At 74.2% G+C, this 17,428-nt stretch carries 16 protein-coding genes; 12 read left to right on the top strand and 4 right to left on the bottom strand.

The window, feature by feature from the left end:
* Positions 1 to 704: 704 nt before the first annotated feature.
* From ACZ6KF_RS17165 to der, 8 genes are all read left to right on the top strand, one after another.
* Positions 705 to 1,727 carry a segregation and condensation protein A gene (locus tag ACZ6KF_RS17165; protein WP_469239229.1) on the top strand — a complete coding sequence of 341 codons (1,023 nt, stop codon included), beginning with the start codon at positions 705 to 707 and terminating at the stop codon, positions 1,725 to 1,727.
* Positions 1,724 to 2,377 (top strand): SMC-Scp complex subunit ScpB, encoded by a 654-nt coding sequence (gene scpB / locus ACZ6KF_RS17170; protein WP_356626855.1) that lies wholly within the window; start codon positions 1,724 to 1,726, stop codon positions 2,375 to 2,377. The genes ACZ6KF_RS17165 and scpB overlap by 4 nt, the downstream gene beginning before the upstream one ends.
* Positions 2,377 to 3,450, top strand: coding sequence for a pseudouridine synthase (locus ACZ6KF_RS17175; protein WP_356626857.1), 1,074 nt, complete (start codon positions 2,377 to 2,379; stop codon positions 3,448 to 3,450). The genes scpB and ACZ6KF_RS17175 overlap by 1 nt, the downstream gene beginning before the upstream one ends.
* A 96-nt stretch (positions 3,451 to 3,546) precedes the next feature.
* Positions 3,547 to 4,569 (top strand): ADP-ribosylglycohydrolase family protein, encoded by a 1,023-nt coding sequence (locus ACZ6KF_RS17180; RefSeq protein WP_469239091.1) that lies wholly within the window; start codon positions 3,547 to 3,549, stop codon positions 4,567 to 4,569.
* A 240-nt stretch (positions 4,570 to 4,809) separates the two neighbouring features.
* A complete protein-coding gene (locus ACZ6KF_RS17185) occupies positions 4,810 to 5,895 on the top strand; it encodes a prephenate dehydrogenase (RefSeq protein ID WP_469239093.1) in 1,086 nt (361 codons plus the stop codon).
* A gap of 115 nt (positions 5,896 to 6,010) precedes the next feature.
* Positions 6,011 to 6,697, top strand: coding sequence for a (d)CMP kinase (cmk, locus tag ACZ6KF_RS17190; RefSeq protein WP_356626863.1), 687 nt, complete (start codon positions 6,011 to 6,013; stop codon positions 6,695 to 6,697).
* Entirely contained in the window at positions 6,694 to 7,392 is a 699-nt protein-coding gene (locus tag ACZ6KF_RS17195; RefSeq protein ID WP_356626865.1) for a lysophospholipid acyltransferase family protein, read from the top strand. The genes cmk and ACZ6KF_RS17195 overlap by 4 nt, the downstream gene beginning before the upstream one ends.
* 16 nt (positions 7,393 to 7,408) lie before the next feature.
* Complete coding sequence (der, locus tag ACZ6KF_RS17200; RefSeq protein ID WP_356626867.1) at positions 7,409 to 8,887, top strand: ribosome biogenesis GTPase Der; 1,479 nt, start codon at positions 7,409 to 7,411, stop codon at positions 8,885 to 8,887.
* Between the two features lie 88 nt (positions 8,888 to 8,975).
* Here der and ACZ6KF_RS17205 read toward each other — a convergent pair whose 3' ends face one another.
* Both ACZ6KF_RS17205 and ACZ6KF_RS17210 read right to left on the bottom strand, forming a co-directional pair.
* Complete coding sequence (locus tag ACZ6KF_RS17205) at positions 8,976 to 9,446, bottom strand: hypothetical protein (RefSeq protein ID WP_356626868.1); 471 nt, start codon at positions 9,444 to 9,446, stop codon at positions 8,976 to 8,978.
* A 69-nt stretch (positions 9,447 to 9,515) separates the two neighbouring features.
* Positions 9,516 to 10,298: a hypothetical protein gene (locus ACZ6KF_RS17210; protein WP_356626870.1), complete on the bottom strand. Its 783-nt coding sequence runs from the start codon at positions 10,296 to 10,298 to the stop codon at positions 9,516 to 9,518.
* 543 nt (positions 10,299 to 10,841) lie between these two features.
* Between ACZ6KF_RS17210 and ACZ6KF_RS17215 the strand changes: the two genes are divergently transcribed.
* The 3 genes from ACZ6KF_RS17215 to ACZ6KF_RS17225 all read left to right on the top strand — a co-directional run bounded on the left by ACZ6KF_RS17215 (position 10,842) and on the right by ACZ6KF_RS17225 (position 12,716).
* The gene (locus tag ACZ6KF_RS17215; RefSeq protein ID WP_356626872.1) at positions 10,842 to 11,489 is read left to right on the top strand and encodes a LysM peptidoglycan-binding domain-containing protein; all 648 of its coding nucleotides are present in this window, start codon (positions 10,842 to 10,844) and stop codon (positions 11,487 to 11,489) included.
* 118 nt (positions 11,490 to 11,607) lie between these two features.
* Positions 11,608 to 12,231, top strand: coding sequence for a transglycosylase family protein (locus ACZ6KF_RS17220; RefSeq protein WP_469239095.1), 624 nt, complete (start codon positions 11,608 to 11,610; stop codon positions 12,229 to 12,231).
* A gap of 269 nt (positions 12,232 to 12,500) precedes the next feature.
* Positions 12,501 to 12,716 carry an I78 family peptidase inhibitor gene (locus tag ACZ6KF_RS17225; RefSeq protein ID WP_356626876.1) on the top strand — a complete coding sequence of 72 codons (216 nt, stop codon included), beginning with the start codon at positions 12,501 to 12,503 and terminating at the stop codon, positions 12,714 to 12,716.
* A gap of 22 nt (positions 12,717 to 12,738) precedes the next feature.
* Here the strand turns inward: ACZ6KF_RS17225 and ACZ6KF_RS17230 are convergent, their stop codons facing one another.
* Positions 12,739 to 13,791 (bottom strand): phosphatase PAP2 family protein, encoded by a 1,053-nt coding sequence (locus ACZ6KF_RS17230; protein WP_356626877.1) that lies wholly within the window; start codon positions 13,789 to 13,791, stop codon positions 12,739 to 12,741.
* Positions 13,792 to 13,977: 186 nt separating this feature from the next.
* Positions 13,978 to 15,219 carry a hypothetical protein gene (locus tag ACZ6KF_RS17235; RefSeq protein ID WP_469239097.1) on the bottom strand — a complete coding sequence of 414 codons (1,242 nt, stop codon included), beginning with the start codon at positions 15,217 to 15,219 and terminating at the stop codon, positions 13,978 to 13,980.
* A gap of 272 nt (positions 15,220 to 15,491) precedes the next feature.
* Between ACZ6KF_RS17235 and ACZ6KF_RS17240 the strand changes: the two genes are divergently transcribed.
* Positions 15,492 to 17,219: an MFS transporter gene (locus ACZ6KF_RS17240; RefSeq protein WP_469239099.1), complete on the top strand. Its 1,728-nt coding sequence runs from the start codon at positions 15,492 to 15,494 to the stop codon at positions 17,217 to 17,219.
* The last annotated feature ends 209 nt before the right edge of the window (positions 17,220 to 17,428 follow it).

The raw sequence follows: 17,428 nt of genomic DNA on the forward strand, positions 1-17,428 counted from the left end.
CGCGCGGGCGGGAGCGGTAGCCTGCGAGGGCCATGACCTCGAACGACGATTCCGCCCGCGGCCCCCGGCCCGCCCGGCGCCGCCCGCTGGGCCGGGGCCCGGGGACGGCCGCCCCCGCACCGCGGACGCCCGCCGAGCCGTCCGCGGAGCCGGAGGCCGCCGCCGGGTCCACGCGAGAGGCGGAGGCCGTCGCGGACGCGGACGGCACGCGCCCGCCGGGCGCGCCCGCGCGGGAGACGACGGAAGCCGTCGCAGGTGTCGCAGGTGCGCAGGGCAACCCTTGGCCGGGCACGGATGCCGGGGCCCTCCCGCCCGAGGCGGCGGGTCCGGCTTCGGCGGTGCGTCCGGCGGAAGGTGAGGCGCCGGCCGAGACGGAGCAGCGGACCGGCCCCGCAGGCGTGACCGGCCCACCGGGACCGGCGGGCTCACGTGCCGCGCGGGAACCCGGCCGGGCGGCCGTCCCCGATCCGCCGGCGCCGTCGGCGGGTCCGGCCCCGGCAGCCCCGTCGGACGACGCGGCGCGCGCAGGCGCAGGGAGTCGGCCGGGTCCGCCCGGCGCGGTCGCGCCGAGTTCTGCCGTGCCGGGGGCCGCGAGTGTCCGGGCGGTGCCGGCATCCGGCCGGGAGGCCGGGGACGTCGTGTCCGAGGACGCGCGAGGTGCGGGTCCGGCGGCCGGGAACCTCCCCGGGAGACCGGGCGTGGTCGTGCACGCTCCTGGGGCGGCGGAGGCGGCCGCAGGCCCCCGGACGGCGGCGGAGCCCGCTGCGGAGGCCCGGGAGGCTGCCGAGGCCGCCGGGAGTGCGACGTCCGCCCGCACCGGGCGTCGGTCCGGGGCAGGGGCGGACGGCCCGCGGGATGTGCCGGCCGGCGGGGCGGGGCCCGTGCCGGAGGGGACGGGCGAGCCGGCGGGTGAGGACGACGGGGTCTTCAAGGTCCGGCTGGCCAACTTCGAAGGGCCGTTCGACCTGCTGTTGCAGCTGATCTCCCGGCACAAGCTCGACGTCACCGAGGTCGCGCTGTCCAAGGTGACCGACGAGTTCATGGCCTACATCAGGGCCATGGGGCCCGACTGGGACCTGGACCGGACGACCGAGTTCCTCGTCGTCGCCGCCACGCTGCTCGACCTGAAGGCCGCCCGGCTGCTGCCGGCCGCCGAGGTGGAGGACGAGGCCGACCTGGCGCTGCTGGAGGCCCGCGACCTGCTGTTCGCGCGACTGCTGCAGTACCGGGCGTACAAACAGATCGCCGAGATCCTCAGCGGGCGGCTCGACGACGAGGCCCGCCGCTACCCGCGCACCGTCGGGCTCGAACCGCACCACGCCGACCTGCTGCCCGACGTCGTCATCAGCATCGGCGCCGAGGGGTTCGCCCGGCTCGCGGTGAAGGCGATGCAGCCCAGGCCCAAGCCGCAGGTGTACGTCGAGCACATCCACGCCCCGCTGGTCAGCGTGCAGGAGCAGGCGGGAATCGTCGTCGCGCGGCTCCGCGAACTCGGCGAGGCCAGCTTCCGGACCCTGGTGGCGGACACCGGCGACACGCTGACGGTCGTGGCCAGGTTCCTGGCGCTGCTGGAGCTGTACCGGGAGAAGGCCGTCGCCCTGGAGCAGGAAACCGCCCTCGGCGAGCTGCTGGTGCGGTGGACCGGCGGGGACGGCGACCGGGCGCCCACGGTCACCGACGAGTTCGACCGGCCGCCCGAGGAGCCCAAGGAGGAGAGGAAACCGTGAGCGAGGACAGCGACGGCGTCGCCGCACTGGAACTCAGGCCCGCCCTCGAGGCCGTGCTGATGGTCGTGGACGAACCCGCCACCGAGGAGCACCTGGCGAAGGTGCTGCGGCGGCCCCGCCGGCAGATCGCGGACGCGCTGCGCGCGCTCGCCGACGAGTACACCGCCCAGCGGCGCGGCTTCGAGCTGCGGCTCGTCGCCGGCGGCTGGCGCTTCTACACCCGCCCCGAGTACGCCGCCGCCGTCGAGGGCTTCGTCCTGGACGGCCAGCACGCCCGCCTCACCCAGGCCGCGCTGGAGACCCTCGCCGTGGTCGCCTACCGCCAGCCGGTCAGCCGCAGCCGCGTCTCCGCCGTGCGCGGAGTGAACTGCGACGGTGTCATGCGCACCCTCCTTCAGCGCGGTCTCGTCCAGGAGGCGGGCACGGAACCCGAAACAGGTGCGATCCTGTACACGACGACGAACTACTTCCTGGAGCGGATGGGCCTGCGCGGCCTGGACGAGCTCCCCGAGCTCGCGCCCTTCCTCCCGGAGGCGGAGGCGATCGAGGCCGAGACACAGGAAGGCGTACCGTCGTTCGATCCGGACGCCCCGGACGCGGACGACGGACCCACGACGAACATGCCTGACACGACGACGACGGAACTTTGATGCGAAGCAGCGGCAGCGGAAACAGCGGCGGGCGCGGTAACTACCGCGGCGCCGGCAACGACAGGGACCAGAAGCAGGGGCAGGGCCGCCCCCGCAAGCCCCGCCCCGAGGAGCGCCGCTACGACGTGGGCCCCGGGGCCACCAAGGACGGCCCCAAGGCCGGCCGGGGCGGCGCGGCCCGCGGCGGCGCCAAGAAGCCCGGCCAGGGCGCCGGCGGCGGCCAGGGCGGGCGCGGACGCACCGCCCCGGCGCGCTCGCGCGAGTACGAGACGCGGATCGAGGAGCGCAACCGCGAGCGCTACGCCGACAAGAAGGACGTGAAGCTCCCGAAGACCTTCCCGGGCGCCGAGCAGGAGGGCGAGCGGCTGCAGAAGGTCCTCGCCCGCGCCGGCTACGGCTCGCGGCGCGCCTGCGAGGAGCTGATCGACCAGGCCCGCGTCGAGGTCAACGGCGAGATCGTGCTGGAGCAGGGCAAGCGGGTCGATCCGGAGAAGGACGAGGTCAAGGTCGACGGCCTGACGGTCGCCACGCAGTCGTACCAGTTCTTCGCGCTGAACAAGCCCGCCGGCGTCGTCTCCACCATGGAGGACCCGGAGGGCCGCCAGTGCCTCGGCGACTACGTGACCAACCGCGAGACGCGGCTGTTCCACGTCGGCCGGCTGGACACCGAGACCGAGGGCGTCATCCTGCTCACCAACCACGGTGAGCTGGCCCACCGGCTGACCCACCCCAAGTACGGCGTGAAGAAGACCTACCTCGCGCACATCGTGGGCCCGATCCCGCGCGACCTCGGCAAGCGCCTCAAGGACGGCATCCAGCTCGAGGACGGCTACGCGCGCGCGGACCACTTCCGGGTCGTGGAGCAGACCGGCAAGAACTACCTGGTCGAGGTCACCCTGCACGAGGGCCGCAAGCACATCGTGCGCCGGATGCTGGCCGAGGCCGGCTTCCCGGTCGACAAGCTGGTGCGCACCGCCTTCGGCCCGATCACGCTGGGCGACCAGAAGTCGGGCTGGCTGCGCCGGCTGTCCAACACCGAGGTCGGGATGCTGATGAAGGAGGTCGACCTCTAGGTCGCCGGCACCCGCTCGCGGGTCGCCGTACCCGCTTGTGCGTTCCCCGCCCCTCCCCTTATCGTCAGAGTGACTTTAAGGGGAGGGGTTACCCGTATGACCACCACCGCCGTCCGCAAGCGCGCCGCCACCGGCGCCCTGCTGGGCCTCGCCCTCGGGGACGCGCTCGGCTTTCCCACCGAGTTCGACGACGTGCCCTCGATCCTCGCCAAGTGCGGCCCCTGGCGGGAGATGACGCTGACCACCCCCGCGGTCGTCAGCGACGACACCCAGATGACCCTCGCCCTCGGACGCGCCCTGCGCACGGCCATGGACCGGGGGCCGCTGGGACCCAAGCGCCTGGAGCGGCCCCTGCGCGAGGAGTTCGTGGACTGGTACCGGTCGCCGGACAACAACCGCGCACCCGGCCGCACCTGCATGGTCGCCTGCGGTCTGCTCAAGGAGCCGGGACGGCCGTGGCAGGCCGCCAGCCAGACCGGCTCCAAGGGCTGCGGCGCCAACATGCGCGTCGCCCCGCTCGGACTCGCCCCCGGCCTGAGCGAGGAGCAGCGTGCCGGCGCCGCCCAGTTGCAGGCGGCCCTCACCCACGGCCACCCCACCGCGCTCGCCGCCTCCGATCTCACCGCGCACGCCGTACGCCTGCTCGCCGAGGGCGCGGAGCCCACCGGACTGGTCGGGCTGCTGCGCTCGTACGCCTACGACAACCGCACCCGGTACCACGAGCGCTGGCTCGGCGACCTGTGGCAGCGGGCCGGCGACCCCACGCCCGGGCACTTCATCGCCCGCGGCTGGGACGAGTGCCAGGCGATCCTCGGCCGGCTCCAGGACGCGGTGCGCAGGGTCTCGCCCGAGACCGACCCGTGCCTCGTCACCGGAGAGGGCTGGATCGCCGAGGAGGCCCTGGCGACCGGGCTGCTGTGCTTCCTGCTGTTCGTGGACGAGCCCCTCACCGCCCTGCGCCGGGCCGCCTGCACCGCCGGCGACTCCGACTCCATCGCCTGCCTGACCGGCGCCTTCGCCGGCGCGCACCTCGGCTCCGACGCCTGGCCGGCCGACTGGGCGGACCGCGTCGAGTACCACGGCGACCTGGTGACCCTCGGGGCGCTCTGGGACGCCTGACCGCCCCCGCCGGGCCCGCGCGCCCTCCGTCTCAGCGGGCGGGCGCGGCGCACCGGCGGGTCCCGGGCTGACTACGCTGGACGGACACGAGGAGCCGTAGCAGAGCACCACCAGCAAGGCGAGGAGCAGCACCGTGGCGGTACGAGCGGTCCGGGGCGCCGTCCAACGCGCACACGACGAGGCCGGCCACAGGAACGTCCACCCCGGCGGCGCCGCCGCCCCGCGCGAGGACGTCGCCCGGTGAGGAGCGCACTCGTCCTCGGCACCGGCCTGATCGGCACCTCCGCCGCCCTGGCCCTCGCCCAGCGCGGCGTCACCGTCCACCTCGCGGACCGGGACCCGGAACAGGCCCGTACGGCCGCCGCGCTCGGCGCCGGCACGGACGAGGCGCCCGACGGTCCGGTGGACCTCGCGATCGTCGCCGCCCCGCCCGCCCACGTCGCCCCGGTCCTCGCGGACGCCATGCGGCGCGGGGCCGCCCGCGGCTACCTCGACGTCGCCAGCGTCAAGGGCGGGCCGCGCCGCGAGCTGGAGGCCCTCGGCCTGGACCTGTCGGCGTACATCGGCTCCCACCCCATGTCCGGCCGGGAGCGCTCCGGGCCGCTCGCCGCCACCGGCGACCTCTTCGAGGGCCGCCCCTGGGTGCTCACCCCCGCCCGGGACACCGACACCGAGGTGCTGAACCTCGCCCTGGAACTGGTCTCGCACTGCCGTGCCGTCCCGGTCGTCATGGACGCCGACGCCCACGACCGTGCCGTGGCCCTCGTCTCGCACATGCCCCACCTGGTCTCCAGCATGGTCGCCGCGCGCCTGGAGCACGCCGACGAGGCCGCCGTACGGCTGTGCGGGCAGGGCATCCGGGACGTGACACGGATCGCCGCCTCCGACCCCCGGATGTGGATCGACATCCTCGCCGCCAACCCCGGCCCGGTCGCCGACCTGCTCGCCGACGTCTCCGCCGACCTGGACGAGACCGTCCGGGCGCTGCGCGCCCTGCAGTCCTCCGACGAGGCCAAGCGCCGGGAGGGCGCCGCCGGCGTGGAGAACGTGCTGCGGCGCGGCAACGCCGGCCAGGTCCGCGTGCCCGGCAAGCACGGCACGGCCCCGCGGGTCTACGAGGTCGTGGCGGTGCTCATCGACGACCAGCCGGGCCAGCTGGCCCGCATCTTCGCGGACGCCGGACAGGCGGGCGTCAACATCGAGGACGTGCGCATAGAGCACGCCACCGGGCAGCAGGCGGGCCTCGTGCAGCTGATGGTCGAGCCGAAGTCGGCCCCCGTGCTGTCGGCGGCGCTGCGCGAGCGCGGATGGGCGATCCGGCAGTAGGGCCGGGCGCCGGCCACCGGGTGCGGCCGGACGAGTGACGCGTGCCCGGTAACCTTGTGCGGGGCACAGTCGCGCCCCGCACACCCACCGCCTCGCACCAGGAAGGTGTCCCCCCGTGGAAAACGGCGCCGCCCAGCCCGTGATTGTCGCCATCGACGGCCCCTCCGGCACGGGCAAGTCCAGCACGTCCAAGGCCGTCGCCGGACGCCTCGGACTGAGCTACCTGGACACCGGCGCCCAGTACCGGGCCATCACCTGGTGGATGGTGAACAACGGGATCGACGTCGAGGACCCCTCGGCGATCGCCGCCGTCGCCGGCAAGCCGGAGATCGTCTCCGGCACCGACCCGGCCCACCCGACGATCACCGTCGACGGCACCGACGTGGCCGGCCCCATCCGCACCCAGGAGGTCACCTCCAAGGTCAGCGCCGTCAGCGCGGTGCCCGAGGTGCGGACCCGGATCACCGAGCTGCAGCGTTCGATCGCCGCGTCCGCCGGGCGCGGCATCGTCGTGGAGGGCCGGGACATCGGCACCACCGTGCTGCCCGACGCCGACCTGAAGATCTTCCTCACCGCCTCCCCGGAGGCCCGCGCCGCCCGCCGCAGCGGCGAGCTGAAGGGCGCCGACGTCAACGCCACCCGCGAGGCGCTGATCCAGCGGGACGCCGCCGACTCCTCCCGCAAGACCTCCCCGCTCGCCAAGGCGGACGACGCCGTCGAGGTAGACACCACCGAGCTGACGCTGGACGAGGTCATCGAACACGTCGTCGCCCTCGTCGAGGAGAAGCGGGCCGCGAAGTGACCGAGGTTCCGTCCGCGAGGGGCGCCGAGGCCGGGCGGCGCATGGGCGTGCCGCTGATGTACGGCCTGTGGCGGACGCGTGTGCTGGGCGCCTGGCGCGTCCCTGCGGCCGGACCGGTGATCCTCGCGGTCAACCACGCGCACAACATCGACGGCCCGATGGTGATGGGCGTGTCACCGCGGCCGACGCACTTCCTGGTCAAGAAGGAGGCGTTCGTCGGGCCGCTCGACCCCCTGCTGACCCGGCTCGGCCAGGTCAAAGTGGACCGGTCGCGCACCGACCGCACCGCGGTCACCCGGGCCCTCGCCGTGCTGGACGCCGGCGGTGTCCTCGGCATCTTCCCCGAGGGCACCCGCGGCGAGGGCGACTTCGCCGCGCTGCGCGGCGGACTCGCCTACTTCGCCGTGCGCAGCGGGGCGCCGATCGTGCCCGTCGCCGTGCTGGGAAGTTCTGGCGCCGGCGGGCGGTTGATCAAGGCGCTGCCGCCCCTGCGCTCCCGGATCGACGTCGTCTTCGGCGAGCCGTTCGAGGCGGGCGACGGCAGCGGGCGGCGCGCCCGCTCGGCGCTGGACGAGGCGACCGAGCGCATCCAGAAGCAGCTCACCGCCCACCTGGAAAACGCCAGGCGCCTGACCGGGCGCTGGGCGACACTGAGTAGTGGATCACTTCACGTGGTCCACCGATCACCACGATGAACGAGGTACGGACTTCATGAACGACCACATCCACTCCGAGGGCTCGCCCGGCGAGCACGACCACGGAGCGCTTGGCGACGCCGAGTACGCGGAGTTCATGGAGCTCGCCGCGGAAGAGGGCTTCGACGTCGAGGACGTCGAGGGCGCCATCGAGGCGGCCGGTCACGGGCCGCTGCCGGTGCTCGCCGTCGTCGGCCGCCCGAACGTGGGCAAGTCGACCCTGGTCAACCGCATCATCGGCCGCCGCGAGGCCGTCGTGGAGGACAAGCCGGGCGTCACCCGCGACCGGGTCACCTACGAGGCCGAGTGGGCGGGCCGCCGCTTCAAGGTCGTCGACACCGGCGGCTGGGAGCAGGACGTCTTCGGCATCGACGCCTCGGTGGCCGCGCAGGCCGAGTTCGCGATCGAGGCGGCCGACGCGGTCGTCTTCGTCGTGGACGCCAAGGTCGGCGCCACCGACACCGACGAGGCCGTCGTGCGGCTGCTGCGCAAGGCCGGCAAGCCGGTGGTGCTGTGCGCCAACAAGGTCGACGGCCCGAGCGGTGAGGCCGACGCGTCCTATCTGTGGTCCCTCGGCCTCGGCGAGCCGCACCCCGTCTCCGCGCTGCACGGCCGCGGCACCGGCGACATGCTGGACGCCGTCCTGGAGGCGCTGCCCGAGGCGCCCGAGCAGTCCTTCGGCACGGCCGTCGGCGGTCCGCGCCGGGTGGCGCTGATCGGCCGCCCGAACGTCGGCAAGTCGTCGCTGCTGAACAAGGTGGCGGGCGAGGAGCGCGTCGTCGTCAACGAACTCGCGGGCACCACCCGCGACCCGGTGGACGAGCTGATCGAACTCGGCGGCAAGACCTGGAAGTTCGTGGACACCGCCGGCATCCGCAAGCGCGTCCATCTCCAGCAGGGCGCCGACTACTATGCCTCCCTGCGCACCGCGGCCGCCGTCGAGAAGGCCGAGGTGGCCGTCGTCCTCATCGACGCCTCCGAGTCGATCTCCGTGCAGGACCAGCGGATCATCTCCATGGCCGTCGAGGCCGGCCGCGCCCTCGTCGTCGCCTACAACAAGTGGGACACCCTGGACGAGGAGCGCCGCTACTACCTGGAGCGGGAGATCGAGACCGAGATGGCCCAGGTCGCGTGGGCGCCCCGGGTGAACGTCTCGGCGGCGACCGGGCGGCACATGGAGAAGTTGGTCCCGGCGATCGAGACCGCGCTGGCCGGCTGGGAGACCCGGGTGCCGACGGGTCGGCTGAACGCCTTCCTGGGCGAGCTGATCTCCGCCCATCCGCACCCGGTGCGGGGCGGCAAGCAGCCGCGCATCCTGTTCGGCACCCAGGCCGGCACCAAGCCGCCGCGGTTCGTGCTGTTCGCCTCCGGGTTCATCGAGGCGGGCTACCGGCGCTTCGTCGAGCGCCGGCTGCGCGAGGAGTTCGGCTTCGAGGGGACGCCGATCCACATCTCGGTGCGGGTGCGCGAGAAGCGTGGCGCGAAGAAGAAGTAGCGCGACGGCCGTGAGCCACGGCCAGGTGTGCGACATGGGAGAGGGCGGCCCCGCGGGGCCGCCCTCTCCCATGTTCCGCAACCCCCGGTCACGTCCCTCTGCGCGGACTCGGCGGCAGCGCGGCCGGGACGTGGTGGGGCTGCGGCTGCGCGATCCGGCCGACGCGCTGCCACGGCGACTGCGCGGACTGCGGGGCCGGCTGGGACTGCGGGGATTCCCGGGACTGCCGCGGCTGCTGGGAGTGGTGTGTCTGGCTGTGGTCCGTCCGGGCGTGGTACGGCTGGTGGCCGCTGGTGTACCGCGTGCTCTGCGCGCCCACGCTGTAGGCGCCGTACGAACTGCTGAACGTCCCCGAGCCGTGCGGGATGTCGCTGAAGGCGGTGAACCCCAGCTTCTCCTCCCCGCTGCGGTCGCCCGGCAGCGTGCGGAAGGATGTGACGTACTCGTCGTAGAGCGCGTCGTAGATCGGCGTGGCCGAGGGGCCGCCGGGATCCTGAGCCGCTCGCGCGGAGGGGACCGGCTGCAGGGCGTGGCGGCGGGGAACGTCGTATGCGTGCACGTATGTCCAAACGACCCCGGTCGGGAAGGGATGCGGCCCGGCGGGGCCCTCGGGGAAGGGGCGGGGCGCTCAGGTGCCCGCGAGCGGGAGCGTGGCCGCCACCAGCTTGCCGGTGGCCGCCGCCCGGTCCAGGGCGTCTCGCAGCAGGTCCTCGCGGGGCTGCCGGCCGATGGAGCCTGCGGGTGCGGCGAACATCAGCACCTGCTGGTGCTTGTTGGCGGCCGAGCGCCAGCCCTCGGTGACCTGGAGCGGTTGGTGGGCCTGCCACCAGGCGACCGGCTGGCCGCCGAGGGCGTTCGGCTGGAGCACCGCGTGCAGCCGGCCCATGGCCAACAGCACCGACCAGCCGTGCAGCACCGGGGGCACGGCGGACAGCTCGGTCAGCGGCATGAAGCCCTGCTCGATCAGCAGCGGCAGGAAGTCGTCTCCTGCGGCCAGGGAGCCGGGGCGCACGATGGGGCCGGTGGGCTCGACGACCAGGGCCGGGTGCAGCTCCCCGGCGATCAGCACCAGCCCGCTGGTCACCCCGAGCACAGCCTGCTCGGGCGCGGTCCGCTCCGGCTGCGGCGCGGGGGTGTCGCGGCCGATGGCCCGTACGGCGCCCTGGAGCTGCTCCTCGGTGACCTGGACGACCTGCGAGGGCAGACAGGTGGCGTGGGCGAAGGCGAGCACGGCGGTCTCGTCGCCGATGAACAGCACGGTACTGGTGTGCTCGCGCTCGGAGTCGCCCGGGGTGCGGCAGGACGTGCAGTCGTAACTGCCCGGGGCGTTCTCTCCGGCGAGCAGCCGGTCGGCTTCTTCGTCGCCGATCTCGGCGCGTACCTCGTCGCTGACGTCGAGCATGCGCGGCACGGGTGGCTCCCTCGGTCTGCGGTGCGCGGGGGCCGGGTGGCTCCCGGCCCGTGGCCGGGGCGGGCCCCCGGCTCATGAAGAAGACAACGGCCGATCTGTGGCGGGAGTCACGCTGTACGACGAACGGAATCGAACCATCCGGCGCGGAGCGTGATGCCCGGTGCGGAAACGGTCACTCACCGTCAAAAGGTCGTAGCGCCAAGGTAGTTGAACGCGTGATGTGAGTCATGGTTTTGCGGGGCGGTTGGTCGACAAATCCGGAAATCGGCGAATGAAGTGGGTGACCGAAAATCGCCGATACCTCGGGTAACGGCGAAGTGGCCTGGAATGACAAGCGCGTTGTTGTGACCTCCCCGTGATCTCCGTACATTCCTCCGCCGTGTGCAACGAGCACCGCTCGGGTACGTCCGCCCACCGCGGAGAACCGGACGCCAATGCCGGTTCTCCGCGGGGCGCGGCGGACGGGGCGGAGCGCGACGACCGCGTCCGTGCGCGGAACCGCGCCCCGTCCGGGGGAGCCCGGGTCCGTGGAGAGGGAAGTGGATGTCGGACAGTACGGGTTGCGGCACCGCGCGCGCCGGGTTCGCCAGGGCGACGACGCGCACCAGGGCCGCCCTCGCCGGGGCGGCGCTGCTGGCCCCGCTCGGCCTGCTCGCCGCGGCGGGCGAGGCGACGGCGGCCGACGGCGGGGTCTGGGACCGCATCGCCCAGTGCGAGAGCGGCGGGAACTGGCACATCAACACCGGCAACGGCTACTACGGCGGACTCCAGTTCTCCGCCGGCACCTGGCGCGCGTTCGGCGGGGCCGCCTACGCGCCGAGGGCCGACCTGGCGACCAGGGACCAGCAGATCGCCGTCGCCACCAAGGTCCAGCGCGTCCAGGGCTGGGGAGCCTGGCCCACCTGCGCGGCCCGCGCCGGCGCCCACGGCGACGCCCCCGCGACCGGCACGCCGTCCGGCTCCCCGGCGCCCGGGGCGGCCCCGGCGGCGCCGTCGAACGCCCCCGCCCGCCCCTCGGCCCACACCGACCGCAGCGCCTCCCGCGGCGACTACACCGTCCGCCGGGGCGACACGCTCAGCGTCATCGCCGCCCGCCACGGGACGACGTGGCAGCGCCTGTACGACGTCAACCGGGCCGTCATCGGGGCCGACCCGGACGTGATCGTGCCGGGGCAGCGGCTCGACCTCTGAGCCTGCGCCCGGCGCACACCCGGCGCCGCGCCCCGCCCGGTCCGCCGACCGGGTGGGGCGCCGTCCGCAGCGGCGCGGCCCGGCGGGCGGGCCGGGCCCGTCGGCCTAGCGTGGTCCGATGATCAGCACGCCGATCGTGGCCGCCCTCGCGGCGGCCCTGCTCACCGCCCCCGCCGCCCAAGCGGCAGCCCCGTCCTCCGCCCCCGCCCACGCACCCTCCCCGTCCTCCGCCCACGCACCCTCCCCGTCCTCCGCCCACGCACCCTCCCCGTCCTCCGTCTCCGCCCCGGCCTGTGCCGACGACCAGTGGCCCTGGGGCTGCATCGCCGAGTGCGAGAGCGGCGGGAACTGGCACATCAACACCGGCAACGGCTACTACGGCGGGCTCCAGTTCTGGCAGCCGACCTGGGAGGAGTACGGCGGCCTGAAGTACGCCCCGCGCGCCGACCTCGCCACCCGCGACGAGCAGATCGCCGTCGCCCAGGAGGTTCTGGCCTGGCAGGGCTGGGGCGCCTGGCCCGTCTGCTCGAAGCGGTACGGGCTCTCGGGCCGTATGCACACGGTGAAGCCCGGGGACACGCTCTCCTCGATCGCCGACAAGTACGGCGTCAAGGGCGGCTGGCAGGGCCTCCACACCGCCAACCGGAAGACGATCGGCGCCGACCCGGACCGCATCGAGGTCGGCGCGCTGCTGGTCATCCCGCCGGGCTCGACCGGCACGCGCCGTGCGGGGATTCTGTGACCGAAACGTGTATTTCCTGCGTGCGCGTAGTCCCGCGGGGCGTCCGGAACCGGCCGGGAAAGGCGTCTTGAGGGGGGTTTCTCGAGGGATTCTCGAGTGTTTTGCGCACGGGCTATTCCGAGCGCGTCGCACCCCGCGGGAATTCGTCTTCCACGGAGTGCGCGAGCGGCGGAAAACCGCTCGTCCGGGTGAACCCCTGCGGCCGAACGCCTGTCGTGATCCTGTGACGGAAGCGTGACCGCAGGGGGATCCATGACTAGCGTGGCGGCATGGCATCGATTCCGACACCCCCCGCCGAACCGAACGACAGCCCGGACGCCTACGCCGGCCTCGACGCGGCCACGGCCGAGCGTCTCGCCCGCGAACGCGGGTGGTCGGCGGTGCGTTCCCTGCCGCCGGGGGCGATCATCACCATGGAGTACCGCGTGGGACGGCTGAACTTCGAGGTGCGCGACGGAGTGGTCGTCCGGGCCTGGAAGGGCTGACCGGCCCCGAGGGGCCGACCGGTCAGCCGCCCGTCAGCGGGCGCGCCGTCGAGGCGGAACCGCGGGCGACGCGCTCGGGGTGCGGCGGGCGGCGGCTGCCGACCGGGGTCACCGGCGTGCGCTCGGAGCGGGTGGTGTGCGGGCCGGGGGCCAGATAGGCGGGCGCCCGGCCGGCGCGCGCGGCCGTCTGCGGGATCGTCTCCCGTACCACCGCCGCGGGCTCCTCCTCCGACACCGCGGCCGGGGCCGGCGGGCAGGGCGACTCGTCCGCGACGGGCACGGGCACGGGCCGCGGCGCCGTACGGCTCCGGCGGGGCAGATGACGGTCGCGCAGCTCCAGCAGCCACGCCTCGGCGCGGGCGATCGGCGGCTCGAACCACGGCAGCGCCAGCAGGATCAGCAGACCCGCGGCCCAGCCCAGCAGCACATCGCTGAGCCAGTGCGTGCCCAGGTAGACGGTGGTGAGACCGACGCTGAGCGAGAGCACCGCCGACAGGGCCGACAGCCAGCGGCGGGTGCCCGGCGTGGACGCCAGATAGGCGAGGATGCCCCAGGTCACGACGGCGTTCGCGGTGTGACCCGAGGGAAATATGTCGCTGCCGGCCTGGAACCAGTGCCACATCTCGTTGGAGCCGACCTCGGTCGCGTAGTGCGGACCGGAGCGGCCGAGGCCGTATTTCACGGCGCCCACCGTCACGTTCAGCAGCAGCAGCGCGGCGCCGAACGCCAGCAGCGGCCGCAGCGTGTGCTGCCGCCAGCAGCGCCAGCCCAGCCAGGCCGCCACCATCACCGCCGTCGGGCCGCGCTGCCCCAGGACCACCCAGTAGTCCAGGAAGGCATGGATCTCCGGCCACTGCTGATAGGGCCGGAAGAGCATCGCCTGCCAGTCGAAACGGACCAGCCACGAGGTGGTGACCACGGCCAGCACGATCGTGAGGTAGAAGGCGAGCGTCGCGCCGAAGAGCACCGCCCGGTGCCGGGTCATTCGCGGCACGTCGAGGACCGGCCGCTGCGGTTCGCGGTCCAGTCGGGCGAAGATCCGGTCGAGCCGGGTCGGCTTTGGTTCGGTACGCACGGAATCGACGTTACAGCGAGTGAGCTGTCTTCCCGGTCGAATCACCGGGTTTGTAATGACCATGTGATGTGGCATTGCTCTCAGCAAGGGGTTTATTTCCATGGATTCCGGCAATCCGTAGGGGCCCTTCCTGGTAATTCCTTTGATCATTACCTGCGCACAGTTTTCCCGCTCTTTAGCGAGGGTTCACGGCGGCCCGGAGCCGTTCAGCCAGAACGCCCCGTACGCCGCCGCGGCCACCGCGGCCCCGCCCGTGACCAGCGCGGCCGTCACGGTGCGCAGCCGGGCCAGGGCCAGCGCCGGCGGCAGCAGCAGCGGGAAGGCGGGGAGCAGCAGCCGGGGCTTGGAGCCGAAGTAACCGGACGCGCCCAGCGCCAGCGCGGTGACGACCCCCGCGTACACCAGGAGCGGCAGCGGCTCGCGCCGGCGTACGCACAGGGCGTACAGCCAGAGCACCAGCCCCACCCCGGCGATCAGCGCCGCCCCGGCGAGCGTCGAGGGGAAGGAGGCGAGCAGACCCCCGACGAAGCGGGCGAAGGCACGGCCGCCGTCGAAGCCGTTGCGCCAGCCCGCCTGGACGTCGAGGTAGCCGAGCGGACCCCGGCCGGTGCGGTGGCCGACCCACAGCACGTACCCGGCGGCGCCCAGAGGCGCGAGCAGCATGCCCAGGGCGCGCGGCCAGACCGGAGCGCCCCCGGCGGGGTGGTCGGGGGAGGGGACGGGGGCGTACGCGCCCAGGTGCGCGCCCGGAGCGGGCGTCGCGCTCCGGGCAGGCCCGGATGGAGCAGTGCGCCGCTCTCGTACGAGGGACGCCAGGGCCGCCGCCCACACCGCCGCGCCCACCGCGAGCCCCACGGGCCGGGTCAGCCCCGCGCACAGGGCCAGCGCGCCCGCGGTCACCCAGCGCCCGCTGAGCACCGCGTACAGCGCCCACGCGGCCAGCGCGGTGAACAGCGACTCGCTGTACGCCATCGACTGCACGATCCCCACCGGCAGCACCGCCCACAGCAGCACCGCACAGACCCCGGCTCGGCGTCCGTGCACCAGGTCGACGACCGCGAAGATCCCCCACGCCGCCGCCACCGAACCGCATGCGGCGACCACGAACCCGGCGTCCGCGTACGAGAGCCCGGCCACCGCGCGCAGCCCCCGCTCCAGCCACGGCAGCAGTGGGAAGAAGGCCAGGTCGGAGTGGACGTCGCCGTTCGGCAGCCGCACCTCGTGGCCGTACCCCCGCTCGGCGATCCGGGCGTACCAGAGGGCGTCCCAGCGGGCGGTCAGCAGGGTGTACGCGCTCTTGTCCCGCGCGGCGCTCCACCCCGCCAGCGTCAGCAGCACCAGCACGCGGACGGCCGCGTACCCGAGCAGGGCGGGGGCCGCCCGGCGCAGGGCCGGGACGCGGGAGCTGCGCGTTCCAAGATCGGTCACGGGCTCGATTATCGGCGGCGCCCGGGCGCGGACCGCCGGACCGGGCCCCGGTCGTGACGTACGGCGACCGGCGGTGCGTGGCGTACGCCACACGGGTTGCCCGGAGGTGTGAGAGGTCCGCCACTCGACCCCCGTGCGAACTCGCGTACGCTGACGTGTCACTCGCCATTCGTTGCGCGGGCCGGAGACCTCCGCTCCTCTCCGGCCGAGTCACGAGGGAGTCCCCACCCCCGTGAGCCCGCCGAACGCGAGAACATCTGGGAGGTACGTACATGTCCGGGACGACCACGGCCGCCGTCGGGCTGCGCCGTCGGGCGGCCGGGGCCGGTGCCAACCGCTGGGTCGTCCTCGTGGTCCTCTGCGTCAGCCTGCTGCTGGTCGCCGTCGACGCGACCGTGCTGCACGTCGCGGTGCCCGCCGTCACCGAGGACCTCCGGCCCAGCGCGATAGAGCTGCTCTGGATCGTCGACGTCTATCCGCTCGTCTGCGCCTCGCTCCTGATCCTCTTCGGCACCCTCGGCGACCGCGTGGGCCGCAGACGGGTCCTGCTCCTCGGCTACGCCCTCTTCGGCGTCGCCTCCGCCCTCGCGGCCTTCGCCGACACCGCGCAGGTGCTCGTCGCGGCGCGGGCGCTGCTCGGCGTCGGCGGCGCGATGATCATGCCCGCGACGCTCTCGATCCTGCGCCAGGTCTTCCCCGACCGGCGCGAACGGGCGCTCGCGATCGGCGTCTGGAGCGCGGTGGCCGCGGTCGGCGCCGCGGTCGGGCCGCTGCTCGGCGGCTTTTTGCTGGAGCACTTCCAGTGGGGCACGGTCTTCCTCGTCAACATCCCGCTGATGCTGGTCAGCCTGCCGGTCGGCCGTCTGCTGCTGCCCGAGTCCAAGGGCGAGGGCGACGGCCCCTGGGACGTGGTCGGCGCGCTGCTGGCGGCCGTCGGACTGTTCGGCGTGGTCCTCGGCGTCAAGCGGCTGGGCGCCGGCGAACCTGCGCTCGGCCCGCTCACGCTGGTCCCGCTGCTCGTGGGCGCGGTGCTGCTGGTGCTGTTCGTGCGCAGGCAGCGGCGGCGCCGGCATCCGCTGGTCGACCTGCGGATGTTCGCTCGGCCGACGTTCAGCGTCTCCGTCGGGTGCATCGTGCTCGCGATGCTCGCCCTGGTCGGCCTGGAGCTGATCGCCGCCCAGTACCTCCAGCTGGTCCTCGGGCTCTCGCCGCTGGAGACGGGGCTGCGGCTGCTGCCGCTGACGGTGGCCGCGATGGCGGCGGGACTGGCCGGGGCGCGGATGCTGCGCCGGTTCGGGCCGCGCCGGATGGTGTGCACCGGGTTCTGTCTGACGGCCGCGGCGGTCGTGCTGCTCACGGCGATGGGCGGGCAGGACGATCCCGCGCTGATGCTCTCCGGGTTCGTGCTGCTCGGCTTCGGCCTGGAGACGACCCTGTTCGGGGCGTACGAGTGCATGCTGAGCGAGGCCCCGCCGGAGCAGGCGGGCGGCGCGGCCGCGATCGGCGAGACCTCCTACCAGCTCGGCGCGGGCATCGGCATCGCCCTGCTCGGCAGCGTGATGAACGCGGCGTACGCCCCCGGACTCTCCTCCGTGCCGGGCGTCCCGGCGTCCGCGACCGAGGCGGCCGGGCACTCGCTCGGCGAGGCCTACCATGTCGCCGGCCGCCTCGGAGGGTCCGCCGGGGAGGCCCTGCGCAGCGCCGCGAGGGACTGCTTCGTGCACGGCCTGCACGTCACGCTCCTGGTCAGCGCGGGCCTGCTGCTCCTCGGCGCGGCGATGGCACTGCGGCTGCCCCGCGCGATGCACTGCGAGGCGCCGCCGCTGCACATGCCCGCACCACGCGAGTCCGGCCAGGGCGGGCGGGCCGGGCAGGGTGTGCCGGGCGCGTCGGCCGCGCCCGCCGGGGGGACGGCGAAGGCCGGGAAGACCGTGGAAGCCGGGAAGACGGCTGAGGCCGGGAAGACGGCGGAGGTCGCGGGCTCGCGCGTTTCGGCGTGATGCCCACTCCGGAAGCCGCCGCACGGGGTGCGGCTCACCGTGGCGTGGCCGGATGCCGGGGCTGGGCGAGGGACCGCGAGGTCCCGAAGGACAGCGCTCCCGCCGCTCCCGCGGCTCCCGCGGCTCCCGCGGCTCCCGCGGCTCCCGCGGCTCCCGCGGCTCCCGCGGCTCCCGCGGCTCCCGCGGCTCCCGCGGCTCCCGCGGCTCCC

The sequence above is a fragment of the Streptomyces sp. NPDC046379 genome, assembly GCF_055587785.1.

Excerpts from the sequence above, each read along its gene's own strand:
- ACZ6KF_RS17175 (WP_356626857.1), top strand. The coding sequence starts at position 2,377 with ATGCGAAGCAGCGGCAGCGGAAACAGCGGCGGGCGCGGTAACTACCGC.
- ACZ6KF_RS17180 (WP_469239091.1), top strand. The coding sequence starts at position 3,547 with ATGACCACCACCGCCGTCCGCAAGCGCGCCGCCACCGGCGCCCTGCTG.
- der (WP_356626867.1), top strand. The coding sequence starts at position 7,409 with ATGAACGACCACATCCACTCCGAGGGCTCGCCCGGCGAGCACGACCAC.
- ACZ6KF_RS17215 (WP_356626872.1), top strand. The coding sequence starts at position 10,842 with ATGTCGGACAGTACGGGTTGCGGCACCGCGCGCGCCGGGTTCGCCAGG.
- ACZ6KF_RS17220 (WP_469239095.1), top strand. The coding sequence starts at position 11,608 with ATGATCAGCACGCCGATCGTGGCCGCCCTCGCGGCGGCCCTGCTCACC.
- ACZ6KF_RS17225 (WP_356626876.1), top strand. The coding sequence starts at position 12,501 with ATGGCATCGATTCCGACACCCCCCGCCGAACCGAACGACAGCCCGGAC.
- ACZ6KF_RS17240 (WP_469239099.1), top strand. The coding sequence starts at position 15,492 with ATGTCCGGGACGACCACGGCCGCCGTCGGGCTGCGCCGTCGGGCGGCC.